Below are 14,163 nucleotides of genomic sequence, written 5' to 3'. Positions count from 1 at the left end.
GCTGGAAGGAAGAGGTCTGCCATGTTCCGCCGCATCGTCCACGCCAATGATGGTTCGGAGAATTCGCTGAGCGCGCTGCGCGCCGCGATCGATCTTGCCCGGCTGGCCGAGGCGACGCTCGACGTGATCCTGGTCGCCGAATCCTTCCCCAATCCGGGCTTGATCGCCGAAGCGGTCGAGCATGACGCGGCCGAGCGGCGGCGCATCCAGCGTCGCAAGACGATCGCCGAACGCGTCGCGCAGCGCAGGGGTGTGAAGATCGCAATCCATGTCTTTGCCGGCCACCCGGTGGAGCGCATTGTCCAGTTCGCCTTCGAGCAGGGCGCGGATCTCCTGGTCATCGGCGCGACCGAGCATGTCGACCTGTGGGAGCGGATCTTCGGGCGGAGATCGGACCGCATGACCCATCAGGCGAGCTGTTCCGTCTTGATCGTTCGGGAGGGAGGACACGATGCTTTCTGAGCTCGTCAGGAACATGATCCATATCGGGCGCCTGACCGTGCAGGTTGGCGACGATACGCCGTTCACGGTCGGGGCGGTGCCGGCGGAAACCCCGGAGCTGGATATCGCAATCCGTCTCAAGGGTCGCGGGACGGCGGCGCGCCTCGCGCTCGATCCGGAGTATCAGCTCGGGCAGACCTACATGGATGGCGAACTTGAAGTCGAGAGTGGCACGCTCGCAGGCTTCATGTCGCTGATCGGGCACAATCTCGGCCGAAAGCCGACACCGGGCGCGCTCGCATGGGCGCGTGACCTGATCGCGCGGATTTCGACGATGACCAATTCGCTGGCGCGAGCGCGCCGCAACGTCGAGCATCATTACGACCTGTCGGAGTCCTTCTACCGGCTCTTTCTCGACACCGATCTCCAATATAGCTGCGCCTATTTCGCGGAGCCGGGCATGAGCCTGCAGGCGGCCCAGGTTGCCAAGAAAGCCCATATCGCCGCCAAGCTCGATCTGCAGCCCGGCGCGAAAATTCTCGACATCGGATGCGGTTGGGGTGGGCTCGCTATATCGCTCGCCCGGCTGGCGGACGTCCAGGTGACTGGCATCACTCTTTCGAGCGAGCAATTGCGTGTAGCGCGCGCCAGAGCGGACGTCGAAGGCCTTGCGGATCGGGTGCACTTCGAGCTGGCGGACTATCGCATGTTAGAAGGGCGTTTCGATCGAATTGTCTCGGTTGGCATGTTCGAGCATGTCGGCAAGGATCATTTCGACGACTATTTTGGCGCGATCAATCGGTTGCTCGACGATACTGGCGTTGCGCTCGTCCATTCGATCGGACGCAAGGACCACGGGGCTGGCTTGGATCGATGGATGAACCGCTATATCTTTCCGGGCGGATACGTCCCGGCAGCGTCCGAAGCAATTGCCGCGCTGGAAAAGACCGGACTTTGGTTGGCTGACGTGGAGATACTGCGTCTCCACTATGCCGAGACACTCCGTCACTGGCGTCAACGGGTGGAAGCAAATCGCGCGCGCGTGGAAGCGCTTTATGACGAGCGCTTCTATCGTATGTGGATCTATTATCTTGCATCTTGTGAGATGGGGTTCCGATTCTATGGACTCATGGTGGTTCAGATGCAGATAACAAGACAAATCGACGAATTGCCAACAACACGCGGCTATATGGCCGAATGTGAGAAACGATATCTTGAAATACTGTGCCCCAGCGAGCCCGATCGATCCCAGGGCGCGCATCGAAGATCGCCAAACGTGAAGATCACTCCGGAGCTGCGCGACTGATGATGACTTATATCTGGATTGCCGCCGGCGGCCTGATCGGCACGCTCCTGCGCTATCAAATCAATCTCTTCTTCACGGCTCGGCTGGGCGAGGCAATGCCGTGGGGAACGATCATCATCAACATCACGGGTTCCTTCATCATCGGGCTGTTCGCGGCGTTGACTGAAACCGGGGGCCGGTGGGCGGTACCGCCGGAAATCCGTGCCTTCATCCTGGTTGGCCTGTGTGGCGGTTACACGACATTCTCTTCCTTCAGCCTCCAAACCCTGGCCCTGATCCAGTCGGGCGAGATCGCTCGCGCGCTAGGGAATGTCGTTACGTCGGTCGTTGCCGGCCTTCTTGCTGTGTGGATCGGTGCCACGGCCCCCTTGTGGCTAGCCCGTCTGTTCAGGAGTTAGCGAAGTGAGAATTCTTGCGGTGATCACGGCGGCCGACACGACCCATGCCTGTCTTGATGCGGCGCTTGTCGCGGCTGCAGCCGATCGGTCCGCAGCGATCGACGCGCTCCATGTTGTCGTGGATCCTGAACAGCTCGTCGTCTCGACCGAGGAAGTTCAGCTCCAGCGAATGCGCGAGGCCGGCGAAGGAAGCGCTCGAGACCGCGAGCGTGCCGCCCGGGCAGCATTCATCACCTGGAATGCCGGCCTTGACCCAGGTGACCCCCATGTCGCCTGGAAGCCCCTGACAGGTACCGAGGAAGGCGTGATTGCGCAGGAAGCGCGCAACGCCGATTTGATCGTGCTTGCCCGCGCCCATGACATCGACAGCAGCGACGCGCAGCACGCAGCGCTTCTCGCCACGGGAAAGCCGGTCTTGATCGTGCCGGGCGGCTGGCGCGCGAACCGCAGGCGCTTCGACCACATCGCCGTTGGCCTTGGCGATGATCCGGTGGCCGATGGGGCGATCCGTGCTGCGTTTCCCTGGCTGAAGAAAGCGGAACATGTCACGGCGATCCGGATCGGCGAGGAAGGCGACCTGGCCGCGAAACTCGCCGGCCGGCTTTTGGACATGGGCATAAAAGCGGAGGTTCGCATGGTCGCCGGGGAGGATGAGAATCTCGGGGCGCAGATCGTGCGTGCCGCCAATGCGCTTCGGGCGGACCTGCTGGTCGCCGGCGCCTATCGCCATGGCTCGCTGGTGGAATGGCTTCTCGGTGGGACCACGCGCCATCTCCTCGCCGCGGCCGAGCTGCCGCTCATGTTGTGTCACTGAGCTATGGAAGAGCCGACGGTAGGACTTATCCTCGCGCGCCATGGGCAAAGCACGGCAAACGCGGCCGGGATTTTCACGGGCCGAAGTGATCCGCCGCTGACCGCCACGGGGCGAGATGAGGCGCGGCGGATCGCCGATCAGTTGATCGAGGCAGGACTTTGTCCGGACCGAATATTCTGTGCCGCTCTCGATCGCTGCCGCGAAACGACGGCCATCATCGTCGAGACGATGGGGTTGGAGGATTGCCCGGTGACGAATGACCCTTGGCTCAACGAACGCGATTATGGCCTCCTTACCGGTCGCCGGAAGGATGAAATCGGAGAGCTGTGCGGCGCGGATCAGCTTCGCAGATGGCGCAGATCCTACACGGACACGCCCCCTATGGGCGAAAGCCTTCGCGACACGGCGGCGCGCGTGCTGCGCGCCTATGTGAGCGCGATCCTTCCGCAGGCGATGACGGGCGGTACCACGCTTATCATATCCTGCGGGAATGCATTGCGGGCCCTGGTGATGACACTGGACGATCTCGATGAACACCAGATCGAGAATTTCGATATCTCGACCGGCGCCCTCCTCTCCTACCAACTCGCATTGAATACGGCGGTGAGAAGCCGCTCGACCCTCTACAACAGGATAGGTCCCGAATGAGCACCAGCACCCTGATCATGGCGGTTCACGCCCAGGAGATCCTCGACTCTCGCGGAAATCCGACCCTGACCGTTACTGTTGAGCTCGGCGGAGGACTCCAGGCTTCTGCCTCCGTGCCTTCGGGCGCGTCCACCGGCGCCAACGAGGCCGTCGAACTGCGGGATGGCGATGCGTCCCGTTACGGCGGAAAGGGGGTCAGAAAGGCGGTCGTGTCGGTCGAGCAAGCGATCGCGGATGCCGTCCGCGGCCTCGATGCGCTGGATCAGGCAGCGCTTGATCATCGCCTGATCGATCTCGACGGCACGTCCAATAAGGCGCGGCTTGGCGCAAACGCCATGCTCGGCGTCTCGATGGCAGTGGCGCGCGCCGCCGCAGCGGCACAAGAGCTGCCGTTGTACGCCTATCTCGGTGGCCGAGGTGCAACCCTTTTGCCGATGCCGTCAATGAACGTGCTCAATGGCGGCAAGCATGCCGACAGCGGTCTCGACTTCCAGGAATTCATGATTGTGCCGGTGGGGGCGCCGTCTTTCGCCGAGGCAATGCGCTTCGGTGCCGAAACCTACGCCGCGCTGCGCAGGCTGCTGCGCAAGGACAGGCTCAGCACGGCCGTCGGCGACGAGGGCGGTTTTGCCCCTGCCCTCCCCAGCAACGAGGCAGCTTGCGACTATATCGTCGCTGCGATCGAGGAGGCTGGGTACAAGCCGGGCGTCGATGTCGCCATCGCGCTGGATCCTGCAGCATCGTCTTTCGGCAGCAACGGTTCCTATTATGTTGGACGGAACGGCGGACGCATCGATCGCGCCGGGCTGCTCGAGTTGTACGGCCGCTGGATCGAAACCTATCCAATCGTCTCGATCGAGGACGGTTTTGCCGAAGATGACTGGCAGGGCTTTGTCGACCAGAATGCCGCCCAGGGCGGTCAGATCCAGGTCATGGGCGACGACATCACCGTCACCAATCCGCGCTTCATTCAAGAAGCGATCGAACGAAAAGCGATGAATGCGGTGCTGATCAAGCTCAACCAGATCGGCACGGTGACGGAAACCGTCTCGGCCGTGAACCTGTGCCATCGGACAGGGTGGAAAGTCATGGTTTCGCACCGATCGGGCGAAACGATCGACAGCTTCATCGCCGATTTCGCGGTCGCTACCGCAGCAGGCCAGATCAAGAGCGGCGCGCCATGCCGCGGCGAACGCCTTGCGAAATACAACCGCCTCATGGTGATCGAGCGTGAGTTGGGCGACAAGGCCGTCTTCGCCAATCCGTTCGCGAACCAGCCAAGACTGCAGGAGCGCGTCCAATGAAGCTACTCCTCATTCGCCACGGCCATGTCGAGGGCGTGTACCCGCAACGCTTTCGCGGCCGAAAGGAAGTGCCTTTGACCGAACTCGGCATTCGACAGGCGAAAGCGACGGCGCGGCGGATCGCAGCCCAATGGCGCGTGGATGCCCTCTACACCAGTCCGATGGGCCGGACCATCGAGACCGGGAAGGCAATTGGCGAAGTCTGCGGTGTCGAAGGCGGTCTGCTGGAGGGGCTGATCGATTTTGATTATGGCGCATGGAGTTGGCGGCTTCTGAGCGAAGTTGAGGAGGAAGCGCCCGCGCTCTTTCAGCGCTGGTTCTCAGCGCCGCAACTGGTGCAAATCCCGTCCGGCGACACGCTACAAGAGCTGGCCGCGCGAAGCGCGGATGCGCTGCGAACCATGCTCTCCAGACATGCAGACGAAACCGTGGTCGCCGTCGCCCACGACAGCGTGAATCGGGCGCTGCTGTTGCAACTGCTCGATATGCCCTTCTCGGGCTATTGGCGGATTGCACAGGATCCTTGCTGCATCAACGAGATCGATATCGAGGACGGACAGGTACATGTCAGGCGCATCAACGAAACCGGACATCTGCTCGGCTTGGACGAAGATGTCTCGTCCTGATGGACCATCCATTCCCGCACCGACCCTGGAATGGAAAATCGCTGCACGCGATGCGCATGCTGCTGTCGCAGCAAATGACGATGTGCCCGCCGAGTGAATGCGCGCACTTACTCGCTCGCGGGCTCGCCGAACACCAGTCGAACCCGCAACCCAGGCTCATTGTCTTCGATCGACAGCGTGGCATGATGAAGAGCCGCGATCGCAGCGACCAGCGCAAGGCCTAACCCTGCACCGGGTGTATGTCGGCTGGCGTCAATGCGATAGAAGCGAGTCAATATCTTCTCACGCTGATCGGCAGCGACGCCCGGACCGTTGTCGGCGACGGTCACGACGGGACGATCGGCGTCCTGGTGGAGCGACACGGTGATCTCGGTGCCCTCGGGAGTGTGACGCAGGGCGTTTTCGATCAGGTTGGCAAAAAGTTGAGCGAGCAGTTCCGCATCGCCATTGGCCTGGATGCCGGGTTCGATGTTGGCGCGGAACAGCTTCCCTGCGTCCTCCACCGAGGGTCGATACGCTTCGGCGAGCCGGGCAACTAACTCGGAGAGGTCGATTTGGGCAAGGGGTTGCTCGCGCTCGCCGCTTTCGATCAAGCCGATCCGTAGCAACGCTCTGAAGATGACGTGGATTTCGTCGATCTGCGCGAGAGCTGCTTCAATGGCGGCGTCGTAAACAGTCACGGAAGCACTGCCCCGCATCGTCTCGAGATGCTGTTGAAGACGCGTAAGCGGAGTCATCAAATCGTGAGCGATGTCGGTTGAGACCTGACGCATGCCCTCCATCAACGCCGCTATACGATCGAGCATCTGATTCAGGTTGCGGGACAGATGATCAAACTCAGGGCTCATACCGATGGTGGGCAGGCGTTCGGAGAGGTTGCCGGACATGATTTGGACCACCGCCGCGTTAACGCGCTCAAGGCGGCGAAGAAAAATCAGGCCGACGAAATAGCCGCCAACAAGCGCGAACAAGGTTATCGCGACGCTCGATCCGATCGTGAAAGCGGCAAGGCGATGGCGCAATTGCTGGACGTCGAACGTGTCGGTCGCGACGACCAGAAGCGACCCGTCCGCCAAGCGACGTCCAAGGCTTTGCAGAATTTCGGGCTCTGCCTGCTTTCCCTGTCGTGGATGATCGTCGACGAACCTAACGCTGCCCCATCCCGCCCGCGCACTCTCCTTCGGCAAATCTCCGGCAAGACGCCGCCCGCTCGCGTCGAGCAGGAGGTAATGGAAGGGCTGCTCGTAAGTCGATCGCTCGCGGTGCTTTATTGTATCGATCACTTCGCCATAGCCGCCGTCCGGCCAATCTTCGGTCAGAACGGCCATCTCGGAGCGCAATCCCACGGCGCTCGCCTCAGCCGCATAGGTCCGGATCGAGTGCTCCACGACCGCCAGAAGCACAATCGACCCAAGCGCGAACATACCCGCGATCAGCAGCGCGAAGCGGAACGCACCACTGTTCAGCGAACTTGGCCACCTCATTGTGAAGGCGCTTCGATGCGGTAGCCTGATCCGCGGATAGTGTGGATGAGTTCGGAGGCGAACCCGCGGTCGATCTTGGCGCGCAAGCGGCTCATGTGACTCTCGATCAAGTTCGTCTGAGGGTCGAAGTGAAAGGACCAGACGTTTTCGAGCATCATGGTCCGGGTCACCACCTCGCCTTTGTGTCGCATGAGATATTCCAGGAGCTTCATTTCCTGGGCTTGCAGCTCGATACGGCGGCCGGCGCGGCTCACCGTTCGCTTCAAAAGATCCAGCTCAAGCTCGCCAACGCGGAGCGTGGTCATCGCATCAACCGTGGGAGGACGGCGAGACAGGGCTATGACTCTCGCCACCAACTCGGTCGCCGCGAACGGCTTGACCAGATAATCGTCGGCCCCTCCCTCCAAGCCCTCCACGCGATCGTTGATCCCGTCCCTCGCAGTGAGAAGAATCGCCGGCGTCGAAATACCTTGCGCGCGCAACTGCTTCAGTGCGGACAATCCATCGAGAATGGGCACCATGCGGTCCAAGATGAGCACGGCATAGTCATTCCGACTGGCGAGAAACACGGCATCCGGGCCGTTGGTGCAGGTGTCGACGACATGTCCCGCTGCGGTCAGCGTCGTCTCGACGTGAACCCGCGTGGCCTCATCATCCTCTAGCAGCAGCAGCTTCATCGACAGGGCCGCCTTCTATTTTCCAGGGGTACTTATGATCTGAACAACCATCGACGATGCAAGTTAGGAATTCCCAACGTCCAGGTGAGGTTGAGCGAATGTAAGGGCGCCTAATGAGGATCGTCGAGGCAGCTACGCCTCCGGAGAGTGATTATGCGTAATTATCTGATGGCGTTTGCGGCAATCGCCTTGGCCGCCGGCGGCGCTTCAGCCGCGCCAAAGCACGGCAAGATGGTCGGTTCGGAGTTGATGCCGACCGCGAAGGTTTCTCTGGCGACCGCTCGAGCCGCAGCGCTCAGGGCCCACCCGGGCCGGATCACCGACCAGGAACTGGAGAAGGAAGGCGGCGGGTCCGGCCTGCGCTACTCGTTCGACATCGTGAGTCGGGGCAAGACCTATGAGGTCGGCGTCGATGCGAGGACAGGCCGGGTGCTGGAGAACATGGCCGAAGGCAAGAACCCGGACTGATCCACGGCAACCCAACCGATTCACGAGTCGCGGCTGAGATAGAGCCCCGAGGTCCCAGTACCAGGCGCTGCGCTGCGCGGGAGTTCCGATGTCAACGATAGCCACTGGTCTAAAGGCTCTTGCCCGATGTACGCCGCTCGTCATCGCCTGCTCGGCGCTGGTGGGCTGCGCGCACTACGCCCCCCTTCCGCTGGACCGGGCGCCCCCCCTGGCGCCGGCGGCCGCGGCGCTCCCGGGCACCCTTCCGGGGGCGCCGCTAGGCGTCGAGCAAATTGTCGCGCTCGCGCTGGAGAACAATCCCGATCTTCGTGCGACGCGCGCTCGCCATGGTGTCGCGCAAGCGCAGCTAGTCCAATCGGGCATCCTGCCCAATCCCTCGCTCTCGGGGGCGCTCCTGCCGCTGATCTCGGGTGTCGGCAGCGTCACCGCGTGGAATGTCGGGCTCACCCAGGACATCAAATCGCTTATCACCTATCGTTCGCGCCGGCGCGCCGCGGGCTACGCGGCCCAGCAGGTCGATGCCGAAATTCTCTGGCAGGAATGGCAGATCGCGGGGCAGGCACGCCAGCTCGCGGTCGATCTGATCGCCGGAGAGCGCAGTCGTCCGTTGCTGGTCGAGTCCTTCACCCTTCTGTCACACCGCAATACGGTTCTTCAACAGGCCCTCGCGGCCGGCAACGCGACCTTGGTCACCGCGGCTCCGACGCTCGTTGCCCTGCAAGCGTCACGCACCAATCTTCAAACCCTGGATCAGCGCCAGCTCTCGCTTCGCCATCAACTCAACGCGCTGCTCGGCCTCGTTCCCGAAGCGGTCGTGCCGCTCACGCACGCGATCGACCTGCCGCCGTTTGATCCCGCCGCCATCCGGGCGGAACTGCCGACGCTGCCCGATCGGCGGCCGGACCTGCTAGCGCTGCGGCTCGGCTATGACGCGCAAGACGCCAACGTCCGCGTCGCGATCCTCTCGCAATTTCCCGATCTCATCCTGGGGGCAACTGGCAGTAGCGACAATAGCAGTGTCATCAACGGCGGCCCCCAAGCGACGATTGGCCTACCGATCTTTGATCGCAATCAAGGCAATGTCGCCATCGCCAACGCGACCCGCGCCCAACTTCATGCCGATTATTCGGCGCGATTGGCCGCGGCGATCGGCCAAGTCGGTGCCACCCTTGCCGAGATGGAACAGCTCTCGCAGCAACTCGCCAGCGTTCGCCGCGACCTGCCGGCAGCGCGTCTCGCTGCGCAACGGGCCGCTAACGCCTTTGGCGCGTCGAACCTCGACGAGCGAAGCTACGTCGATCTGATCACCAATCGCTACACCAAGGAACAGGAAATCGCGACGTTGGAACTGGCGTTGCTCGATCGGCAGGTGGCGTTGCAAACGCTCGTCGGCTCCGGGCTCCCAACCGTCGATACCCTCCCACCCCCAACCAACGCGAAAGCCTCAAAACGGTGAAAACACTCGCTCCTTTGTGTCTGATCCTTCTGGCGGGGTGCGGCAGCTCGGCGAAGACCGATCCGGCTCCCACCCCTCGGGTCCTGGTCAGCCTCCAGAAAATAGAACGCGGGCAAGCGCCGGAATGGCTAACGGCCTACGGCAGCGCCGCACCGGCGATCAGCGGCTCGCAAACGGTCAGCGTGCCCCAGCCGGGGCAAGTCTCCCGACTCGCGGTTACACCCGGCTCTATCGTGCGAGCTGGTCAACTTCTCGCGGTGTTCACTACCGATCCGTCCTCGGTCAGCACCTACCAGCAAGCCGTGACGGCGCTCTCGACGGCGCAAAAGCAGCGTACAACAACGGCGCAGCTCCTCACGCAGCAGCTCGCGACGCGCGACCAGCTCACGCAGGCCGACAAGGCGGTGTCGGATGCACAAGCTGCTATCGGCGCCCTGCAACGCTCGGGAGCGGGGCAGCCCACGCGCGCGCTCTCCGCTCCGTTCGCGGGCATTGTCACGACGGTTTCCGTCGCACAAGGCGACCGGACCCAGCCGGGCGCTCCGATAATGACGATCGCCCGAACGGGCAGCATCGTCGCGACGGTCGGCCTCGACCCCGTGCAGGCTTCGCGCGTTCGCGTGGGACAACAGGCGCGCATCGCACGGTTGAACGGTGGTCCCTCGATCCCAGGCCGCGTCATCCGGATCGACGGGGTTCTTAATCTGAAGACTCGGTTGATCGACATCGACCTTTCATTCCCCGCCGGCGCGCTCCTGCCGAATGAGGCCCTGCGCGGGGAAATCGCCGTCGGAGTCGTGAACGGCTGGGTGGTGCCGCACCGTGCAGTCGTTGCGGCCAATGGGCCACCACGCATTTTTCAGCAGGTAAACGGCAAGGCGCGCGCCGTGAAGGTTAATCTGTTGCTGCCTGGTGATCAGGTCGATGTGGTCGAGGGCGGAATCGATCCCAACCGCCGCTTGATTGTGGATGGCGCCTACCAGGTCGACGACGGCGCTCCCGTCCGCTCGAGCGCCCGCTGATGCTCGAAAAGCTCCTTGGTCGCCAGTCGCGGGCGTTCGTCGTGGTCGCGCTGGCGCTGGCGCTGGCAGGTCTTGTCGCCGCTATGTCGCTCCCGACTGGTCTTTTTCCGCAAGTCGCCTTCCCACGTGTGCTCATCGATCTCGATGCGGGGAGCCGTCCCGCCGACCAGATGGCGCTTCTGGTCACGCGCCCGGTCGAAGAGGCTGTTCGCAGCGTGCCCGGCGTCATCGACGTTCGTTCGGACACCACGCGCGGCTCGGCCCAAATCGCTGTGGATTTCGGATGGGGCCGCGACATGGTCGCGAGCACGCTTCTCGTCGACTCCGCAATCTCCCGCGCGCTCGCGTCGCTTCCCGCAGGCACAAATTACAATGTGCGGCGGATGGACCCCACGGTCTTCCCTGTCATTTCCTACGCGCTCGTCTCGAAGACCGCCTCGCCGGTCGAACTGCAGGATCTCGCGCGCTATCAGATAACCCCGCTGCTCTCGGCGATCCCAGGCCTGGCGCGCGTCGCCGTCCAAGGCGGGGATACCGCTGAGGTAGAAGTGCTGGCCGATCCCAATCGGCTCGCCAGCTACGGCCTTGCCATGAGCGACCTCGCCACCGCCATCCGGGGCGGCAACGTGCTCAGCGCCGTTGGTCAGGTCCAGGATCGCGGCCGATTGTCGCTCGTGCTCGCCGATCGGAGTCTAATCAGCGCCGCGGCGATCGGCGAGATCGTCGTTCGGGCCGATCCTGCCGGCGTCGTGCGGGTGCGCGATGTCGCCACCGTGCAAGATGGGGTCGTGCCGCAATGGATTCGCGTCATCGAGGACGGTCGCCCGGCAGTGCTGTTCAACATCTACCAGCAGCCCGACGGAAATTCGGTCAAGATCGCCAAGACGGTCGCGCAAAAGCTCGCCGGCTTCAAGCTGCCGCCGGGGGTCAAGCTGGTCAACTGGTACGATCAGAGCGAGCTCGTCACGCAATCGGTGTCCAGCGTGCGCGATGCGGTGCTGATCGGGCTGGTCCTGGCTGCGGCCGTTCTACTGTTCTTCCTGCGAAGCTGGCGAGTCACGCTGGTGGCGGTGATCGTCGTTCCCGCAACCTTGGCCTCAACCGTCCTCGTACTCAGCATGTTGGGGATGAGCTTCAACCTGATGACCCTGGGCGGCATCGCCGCCGCAGTCGGGCTACTCATCGACGACGTGATCGTGATGGTCGAGCATATTGCGCGGCGCGCCGGCGCAAGCGGGGAAGGCGAAGGCGGCGAAGCGGCCGTCCTGCCCGCCGCACGCGAGTTCATGGCGCCGCTCACCGGCTCGAGCATCGCCACGCTGATCGTCTTTCTGCCACTCTCGTTTCTGACGGGCGTGACGGGAGCCTTCTCGAAGGCGCTCTCGATCACGATGGCGGCAGCGCTCGCGATTTCGTGGGCGATGACGGCATTCGTCGTGCCCGTGCTCACCCGTCATATCGTCGATTTCAAGAAGTGGCATGACCCCGGCACGGCCGGCGAAGGCTGGCTCGCGCGCCACCACGATCGCGCGCTCGACGGGCTGGCTCGCCGCCCCTGGGTGCTTGCGGTCATCCTCGTGCCGCTCTTGGCTCTCGGCTATCTCAGCTACTCGAAGGTGCCGACCGGGTTCATGCCCAAGGTCGACCAGGGCGGCTTCAACATGGACTATTACACGGTCCCCGGCACCTCGCTCGACGAAACCAGCCGGCAGATCGCCCAAGTGGACGCGATCATCATGGCGCACCCACAGGTGCTCACCTTTTCGCGCCGCCTCGGCACCGATCTGAGCGGCAGCCTCGGCCAAAGCTATCACGGCGACTATTTCGTCCGGCTCAAGGCGGGGCACAGCGAGTCCACCGAGAATGTGATGAGCGACGTGCGTGCTCAAATCGACGCGAAGGTGCCGGGCGTTCAAGTCGAACTGTTCCAGCTCATGGAAGACCTGATTGGCGACCTGACGGCGGTGCCGCAGCCGATCGAGATCAAGCTCTATTCGGCCGATGTGGCGGCCCTTCGTCCGGAAGCCGAGAAGGTCGCAGCAGCGATCAGCAAGCTGAACGGCGTGGTCGAGGTCAAGAGCGGCGTGCAACTCGCGGGCGATGCGCTTAATGTGCGGGTCGATCCCATTCGGGCCGCCGTCGAGGGAATGGCTCCTGCTGACATCGAAGCGGCGCTCAACACCGCGCTCACCGGTTCGGTCGCGACCTCGATCCCGCAGCCCACCAAAGCGGTCGACGTTCGCGTCCGACTACCGAACATGATGACGATCAGCGAAGCCGGACTCGCGCAACTGCCGATCCGGGCCCCTGACGGTCATGTATTTCCGCTCAATCGGGTCGCCGACATCACCCGCGTCACCGGGCAACCGCAAATCACGCGCGAGAACCTGGAGCCGATGGTGGCGGTGACGGGCCGGATCGAGGGCCGCGGGCTCGGGGCTGCCGTTGGGGATGTGAAGGCGCTGCTCGATCAGCCGGGCACATTGGCGCCCGGCATCCGATATGAGCTCGGGGGTCTCTACGCGCAGCAGCAAATCGCGTTCGCCGGTCTCACCAAGGTCTTCCTCGCGGCGCTGATCGCAGAGTTCGTGTTGCTCCTGATCCTCTACCGCCAGTTCTGGCGACCGACGATCATCATCGTCTGCTCGCTCCTCTCCACGACCGCGGTGTTCACCGCCCTGTGGGTCACAGGGGTGGAGCTGAACATCACGGCGCTGATGGGCATGACGATGATCATCGGCATCGGCACCGAAATGGCGATCTTCTACATGTCAGAGCTTGAGGAGCTGTCCCACCACATGCCGATGCGCGACGCGGTGCGGGAGGCAAGCCGCAATCGACTGCGGCCGATCACCATGACGACCGCGGCCGCAATCCTGACGCTGCTTCCGCTCGCCCTGGCGATTGGTGAAGGGTCAGGCATCCAGCAGCCGCTGGCGATCGCGATCATCGCAGGCCTGCTACTGCAATATCCGTTGGTTCTGCTTGCGATGCCGGTCCTCGTAAGGCTGACGCTTCCGCGCGACAAGCCGACCGGGGCCGTTCTCGAACCGCAGGCGGGGTAGCGCCAATGATTGTCCAAATCACCGCCGCTGTCGGTCTGCTCCCGCGAAAGGGGGCTGGGCCACACCTTGGCTCAAGGCGCTTGCTTCGATGAAGCGATTAAACGATAAACAGGAGAGGCATTTGAGCTTGGAAAGCGCTTCGCGCCATCGCTCTCCGCCGACGATCGTATCGCGGCCTCACGGTTGCGACGGGAATGGAGTTCTCCCGGTAACCGCTCCCTTGTGGAGCTGATGACTCCTACCGTTCACGACGGTAGGAGTCTGTCCAGACTGCTCACCGTCCAGAGGAGGAGTGCAGTCGATACCCTATCTTTCGCTCGTGGTGGGAAGCGCACCAACTTGTGCCGACGCGGGCGGCCAGGCCTGTTCCATTCCGACTCTCATCTCAAAGGACATGCGTTCCTGCAATGCGGCTTCGCCGCCGGTCAGCTGCCCCAAGAAAGACGGGACGCGG

The 14,163-nt window shown here is 63.1% G+C and carries 13 protein-coding genes and 1 riboswitch; of the genes, 11 read left to right on the top strand and 2 right to left on the bottom strand.

The window, feature by feature from the left end; translation table 11 throughout:
• The first annotated feature begins 21 nt into the window (after positions 1-21).
• From PX554_RS20630 to PX554_RS20600, 7 genes are read left to right on the top strand one after another with little or no spacing between them, the layout of a single operon-like run.
• A complete protein-coding gene (locus PX554_RS20630; protein ID WP_275504367.1) occupies positions 22-462 on the top strand; it encodes a universal stress protein in 441 nt (146 codons plus the stop codon).
• Positions 452-1,747, top strand: a complete 1,296-nt coding sequence (locus PX554_RS20625) for an SAM-dependent methyltransferase (RefSeq protein ID WP_275504366.1) — start codon at positions 452-454, stop codon at positions 1,745-1,747. Before PX554_RS20630 ends, PX554_RS20625 begins: the two co-directional genes overlap by 11 nt.
• A complete protein-coding gene (crcB, locus tag PX554_RS20620) occupies positions 1,747-2,145 on the top strand; it encodes a fluoride efflux transporter CrcB (RefSeq protein ID WP_275504365.1) in 399 nt (132 codons plus the stop codon). Before PX554_RS20625 ends, crcB begins: the two co-directional genes overlap by 1 nt.
• 4 nt (positions 2,146-2,149) lie before the next feature.
• Positions 2,150-2,959, top strand: a complete 810-nt coding sequence (locus tag PX554_RS20615) for a universal stress protein (RefSeq protein ID WP_275504364.1) — start codon at positions 2,150-2,152, stop codon at positions 2,957-2,959.
• 3 nt (positions 2,960-2,962) lie between these two features.
• The gene (locus PX554_RS20610) at positions 2,963-3,607 is read left to right on the top strand and encodes a 2,3-bisphosphoglycerate-dependent phosphoglycerate mutase (protein ID WP_275504363.1); all 645 of its coding nucleotides are present in this window, start codon (positions 2,963-2,965) and stop codon (positions 3,605-3,607) included.
• Positions 3,604-4,911 carry a phosphopyruvate hydratase gene (eno, locus tag PX554_RS20605; protein ID WP_275504362.1) on the top strand — a complete coding sequence of 436 codons (1,308 nt, stop codon included), beginning with the start codon at positions 3,604-3,606 and terminating at the stop codon, positions 4,909-4,911. Before PX554_RS20610 ends, eno begins: the two co-directional genes overlap by 4 nt.
• The gene (locus tag PX554_RS20600; RefSeq protein ID WP_275504361.1) at positions 4,908-5,537 is read left to right on the top strand and encodes a histidine phosphatase family protein; all 630 of its coding nucleotides are present in this window, start codon (positions 4,908-4,910) and stop codon (positions 5,535-5,537) included. The genes eno and PX554_RS20600 overlap by 4 nt, the downstream gene beginning before the upstream one ends.
• Before the next feature lie 107 nt (positions 5,538-5,644).
• Here PX554_RS20600 and PX554_RS20595 read toward each other — a convergent pair whose 3' ends face one another.
• On the bottom strand, positions 5,645-7,021 hold the full coding sequence (locus PX554_RS20595) for a sensor histidine kinase (RefSeq protein WP_275504360.1): 1,377 nt from the start codon (positions 7,019-7,021) through the stop codon (positions 5,645-5,647).
• Entirely contained in the window at positions 7,018-7,698 is a 681-nt protein-coding gene (locus PX554_RS20590; protein ID WP_275504359.1) for a winged helix-turn-helix domain-containing protein, read from the bottom strand. The genes PX554_RS20595 and PX554_RS20590 overlap by 4 nt, the downstream gene beginning before the upstream one ends.
• Positions 7,699-7,851: 153 nt before the next feature.
• On the opposite strand from PX554_RS20590, the gene PX554_RS20585 reads away from it, so the two are divergent.
• The 4 genes from PX554_RS20585 (at position 7,852) to PX554_RS20570 (ending at position 13,709) form a co-directional block, all read left to right on the top strand.
• Positions 7,852-8,166, top strand: coding sequence for a PepSY domain-containing protein (locus tag PX554_RS20585; RefSeq protein ID WP_275504358.1), 315 nt, complete (start codon positions 7,852-7,854; stop codon positions 8,164-8,166).
• Between the two features lie 88 nt (positions 8,167-8,254).
• The gene (locus tag PX554_RS20580; protein ID WP_275504357.1) at positions 8,255-9,622 is read left to right on the top strand and encodes a TolC family protein; all 1,368 of its coding nucleotides are present in this window, start codon (positions 8,255-8,257) and stop codon (positions 9,620-9,622) included.
• The gene (locus PX554_RS20575) at positions 9,619-10,644 is read left to right on the top strand and encodes an efflux RND transporter periplasmic adaptor subunit (protein ID WP_275504356.1); all 1,026 of its coding nucleotides are present in this window, start codon (positions 9,619-9,621) and stop codon (positions 10,642-10,644) included. The genes PX554_RS20580 and PX554_RS20575 overlap by 4 nt, the downstream gene beginning before the upstream one ends.
• The gene (locus PX554_RS20570; RefSeq protein ID WP_275504355.1) at positions 10,644-13,709 is read left to right on the top strand and encodes an efflux RND transporter permease subunit; all 3,066 of its coding nucleotides are present in this window, start codon (positions 10,644-10,646) and stop codon (positions 13,707-13,709) included. The genes PX554_RS20575 and PX554_RS20570 overlap by 1 nt, the downstream gene beginning before the upstream one ends.
• 181 nt (positions 13,710-13,890) lie before the next feature.
• A riboswitch (Fluoride riboswitch) is annotated at positions 13,891-13,957 on the top strand.
• The last annotated feature ends 206 nt before the right edge of the window (positions 13,958-14,163 follow it).

This window comes from Sphingomonas pollutisoli (assembly GCF_029167165.1).
Lineage (GTDB): Bacteria > Pseudomonadota > Alphaproteobacteria > Sphingomonadales > Sphingomonadaceae > Sphingomonas > Sphingomonas pollutisoli.
This window is presented reverse-complemented; position numbering and strand designations above follow the sequence as displayed.

Excerpts from the sequence above, each read along its gene's own strand:
- PX554_RS20630 (WP_275504367.1), top strand. The coding sequence starts at position 22 with ATGTTCCGCCGCATCGTCCACGCCAATGATGGTTCGGAGAATTCGCTG.
- PX554_RS20625 (WP_275504366.1), top strand. The coding sequence starts at position 452 with ATGCTTTCTGAGCTCGTCAGGAACATGATCCATATCGGGCGCCTGACC.
- crcB (WP_275504365.1), top strand. The coding sequence starts at position 1,747 with ATGATGACTTATATCTGGATTGCCGCCGGCGGCCTGATCGGCACGCTC.
- PX554_RS20610 (WP_275504363.1), top strand. The coding sequence starts at position 2,963 with ATGGAAGAGCCGACGGTAGGACTTATCCTCGCGCGCCATGGGCAAAGC.
- eno (WP_275504362.1), top strand. The coding sequence starts at position 3,604 with ATGAGCACCAGCACCCTGATCATGGCGGTTCACGCCCAGGAGATCCTC.
- PX554_RS20600 (WP_275504361.1), top strand. The coding sequence starts at position 4,908 with ATGAAGCTACTCCTCATTCGCCACGGCCATGTCGAGGGCGTGTACCCG.
- PX554_RS20595 (WP_275504360.1), bottom strand. The coding sequence starts at position 7,021 with ATGAGGTGGCCAAGTTCGCTGAACAGTGGTGCGTTCCGCTTCGCGCTG.
- PX554_RS20590 (WP_275504359.1), bottom strand. The coding sequence starts at position 7,698 with ATGAAGCTGCTGCTGCTAGAGGATGATGAGGCCACGCGGGTTCACGTC.
- PX554_RS20585 (WP_275504358.1), top strand. The coding sequence starts at position 7,852 with ATGCGTAATTATCTGATGGCGTTTGCGGCAATCGCCTTGGCCGCCGGC.
- PX554_RS20580 (WP_275504357.1), top strand. The coding sequence starts at position 8,255 with ATGTCAACGATAGCCACTGGTCTAAAGGCTCTTGCCCGATGTACGCCG.
- PX554_RS20570 (WP_275504355.1), top strand. The coding sequence starts at position 10,644 with ATGCTCGAAAAGCTCCTTGGTCGCCAGTCGCGGGCGTTCGTCGTGGTC.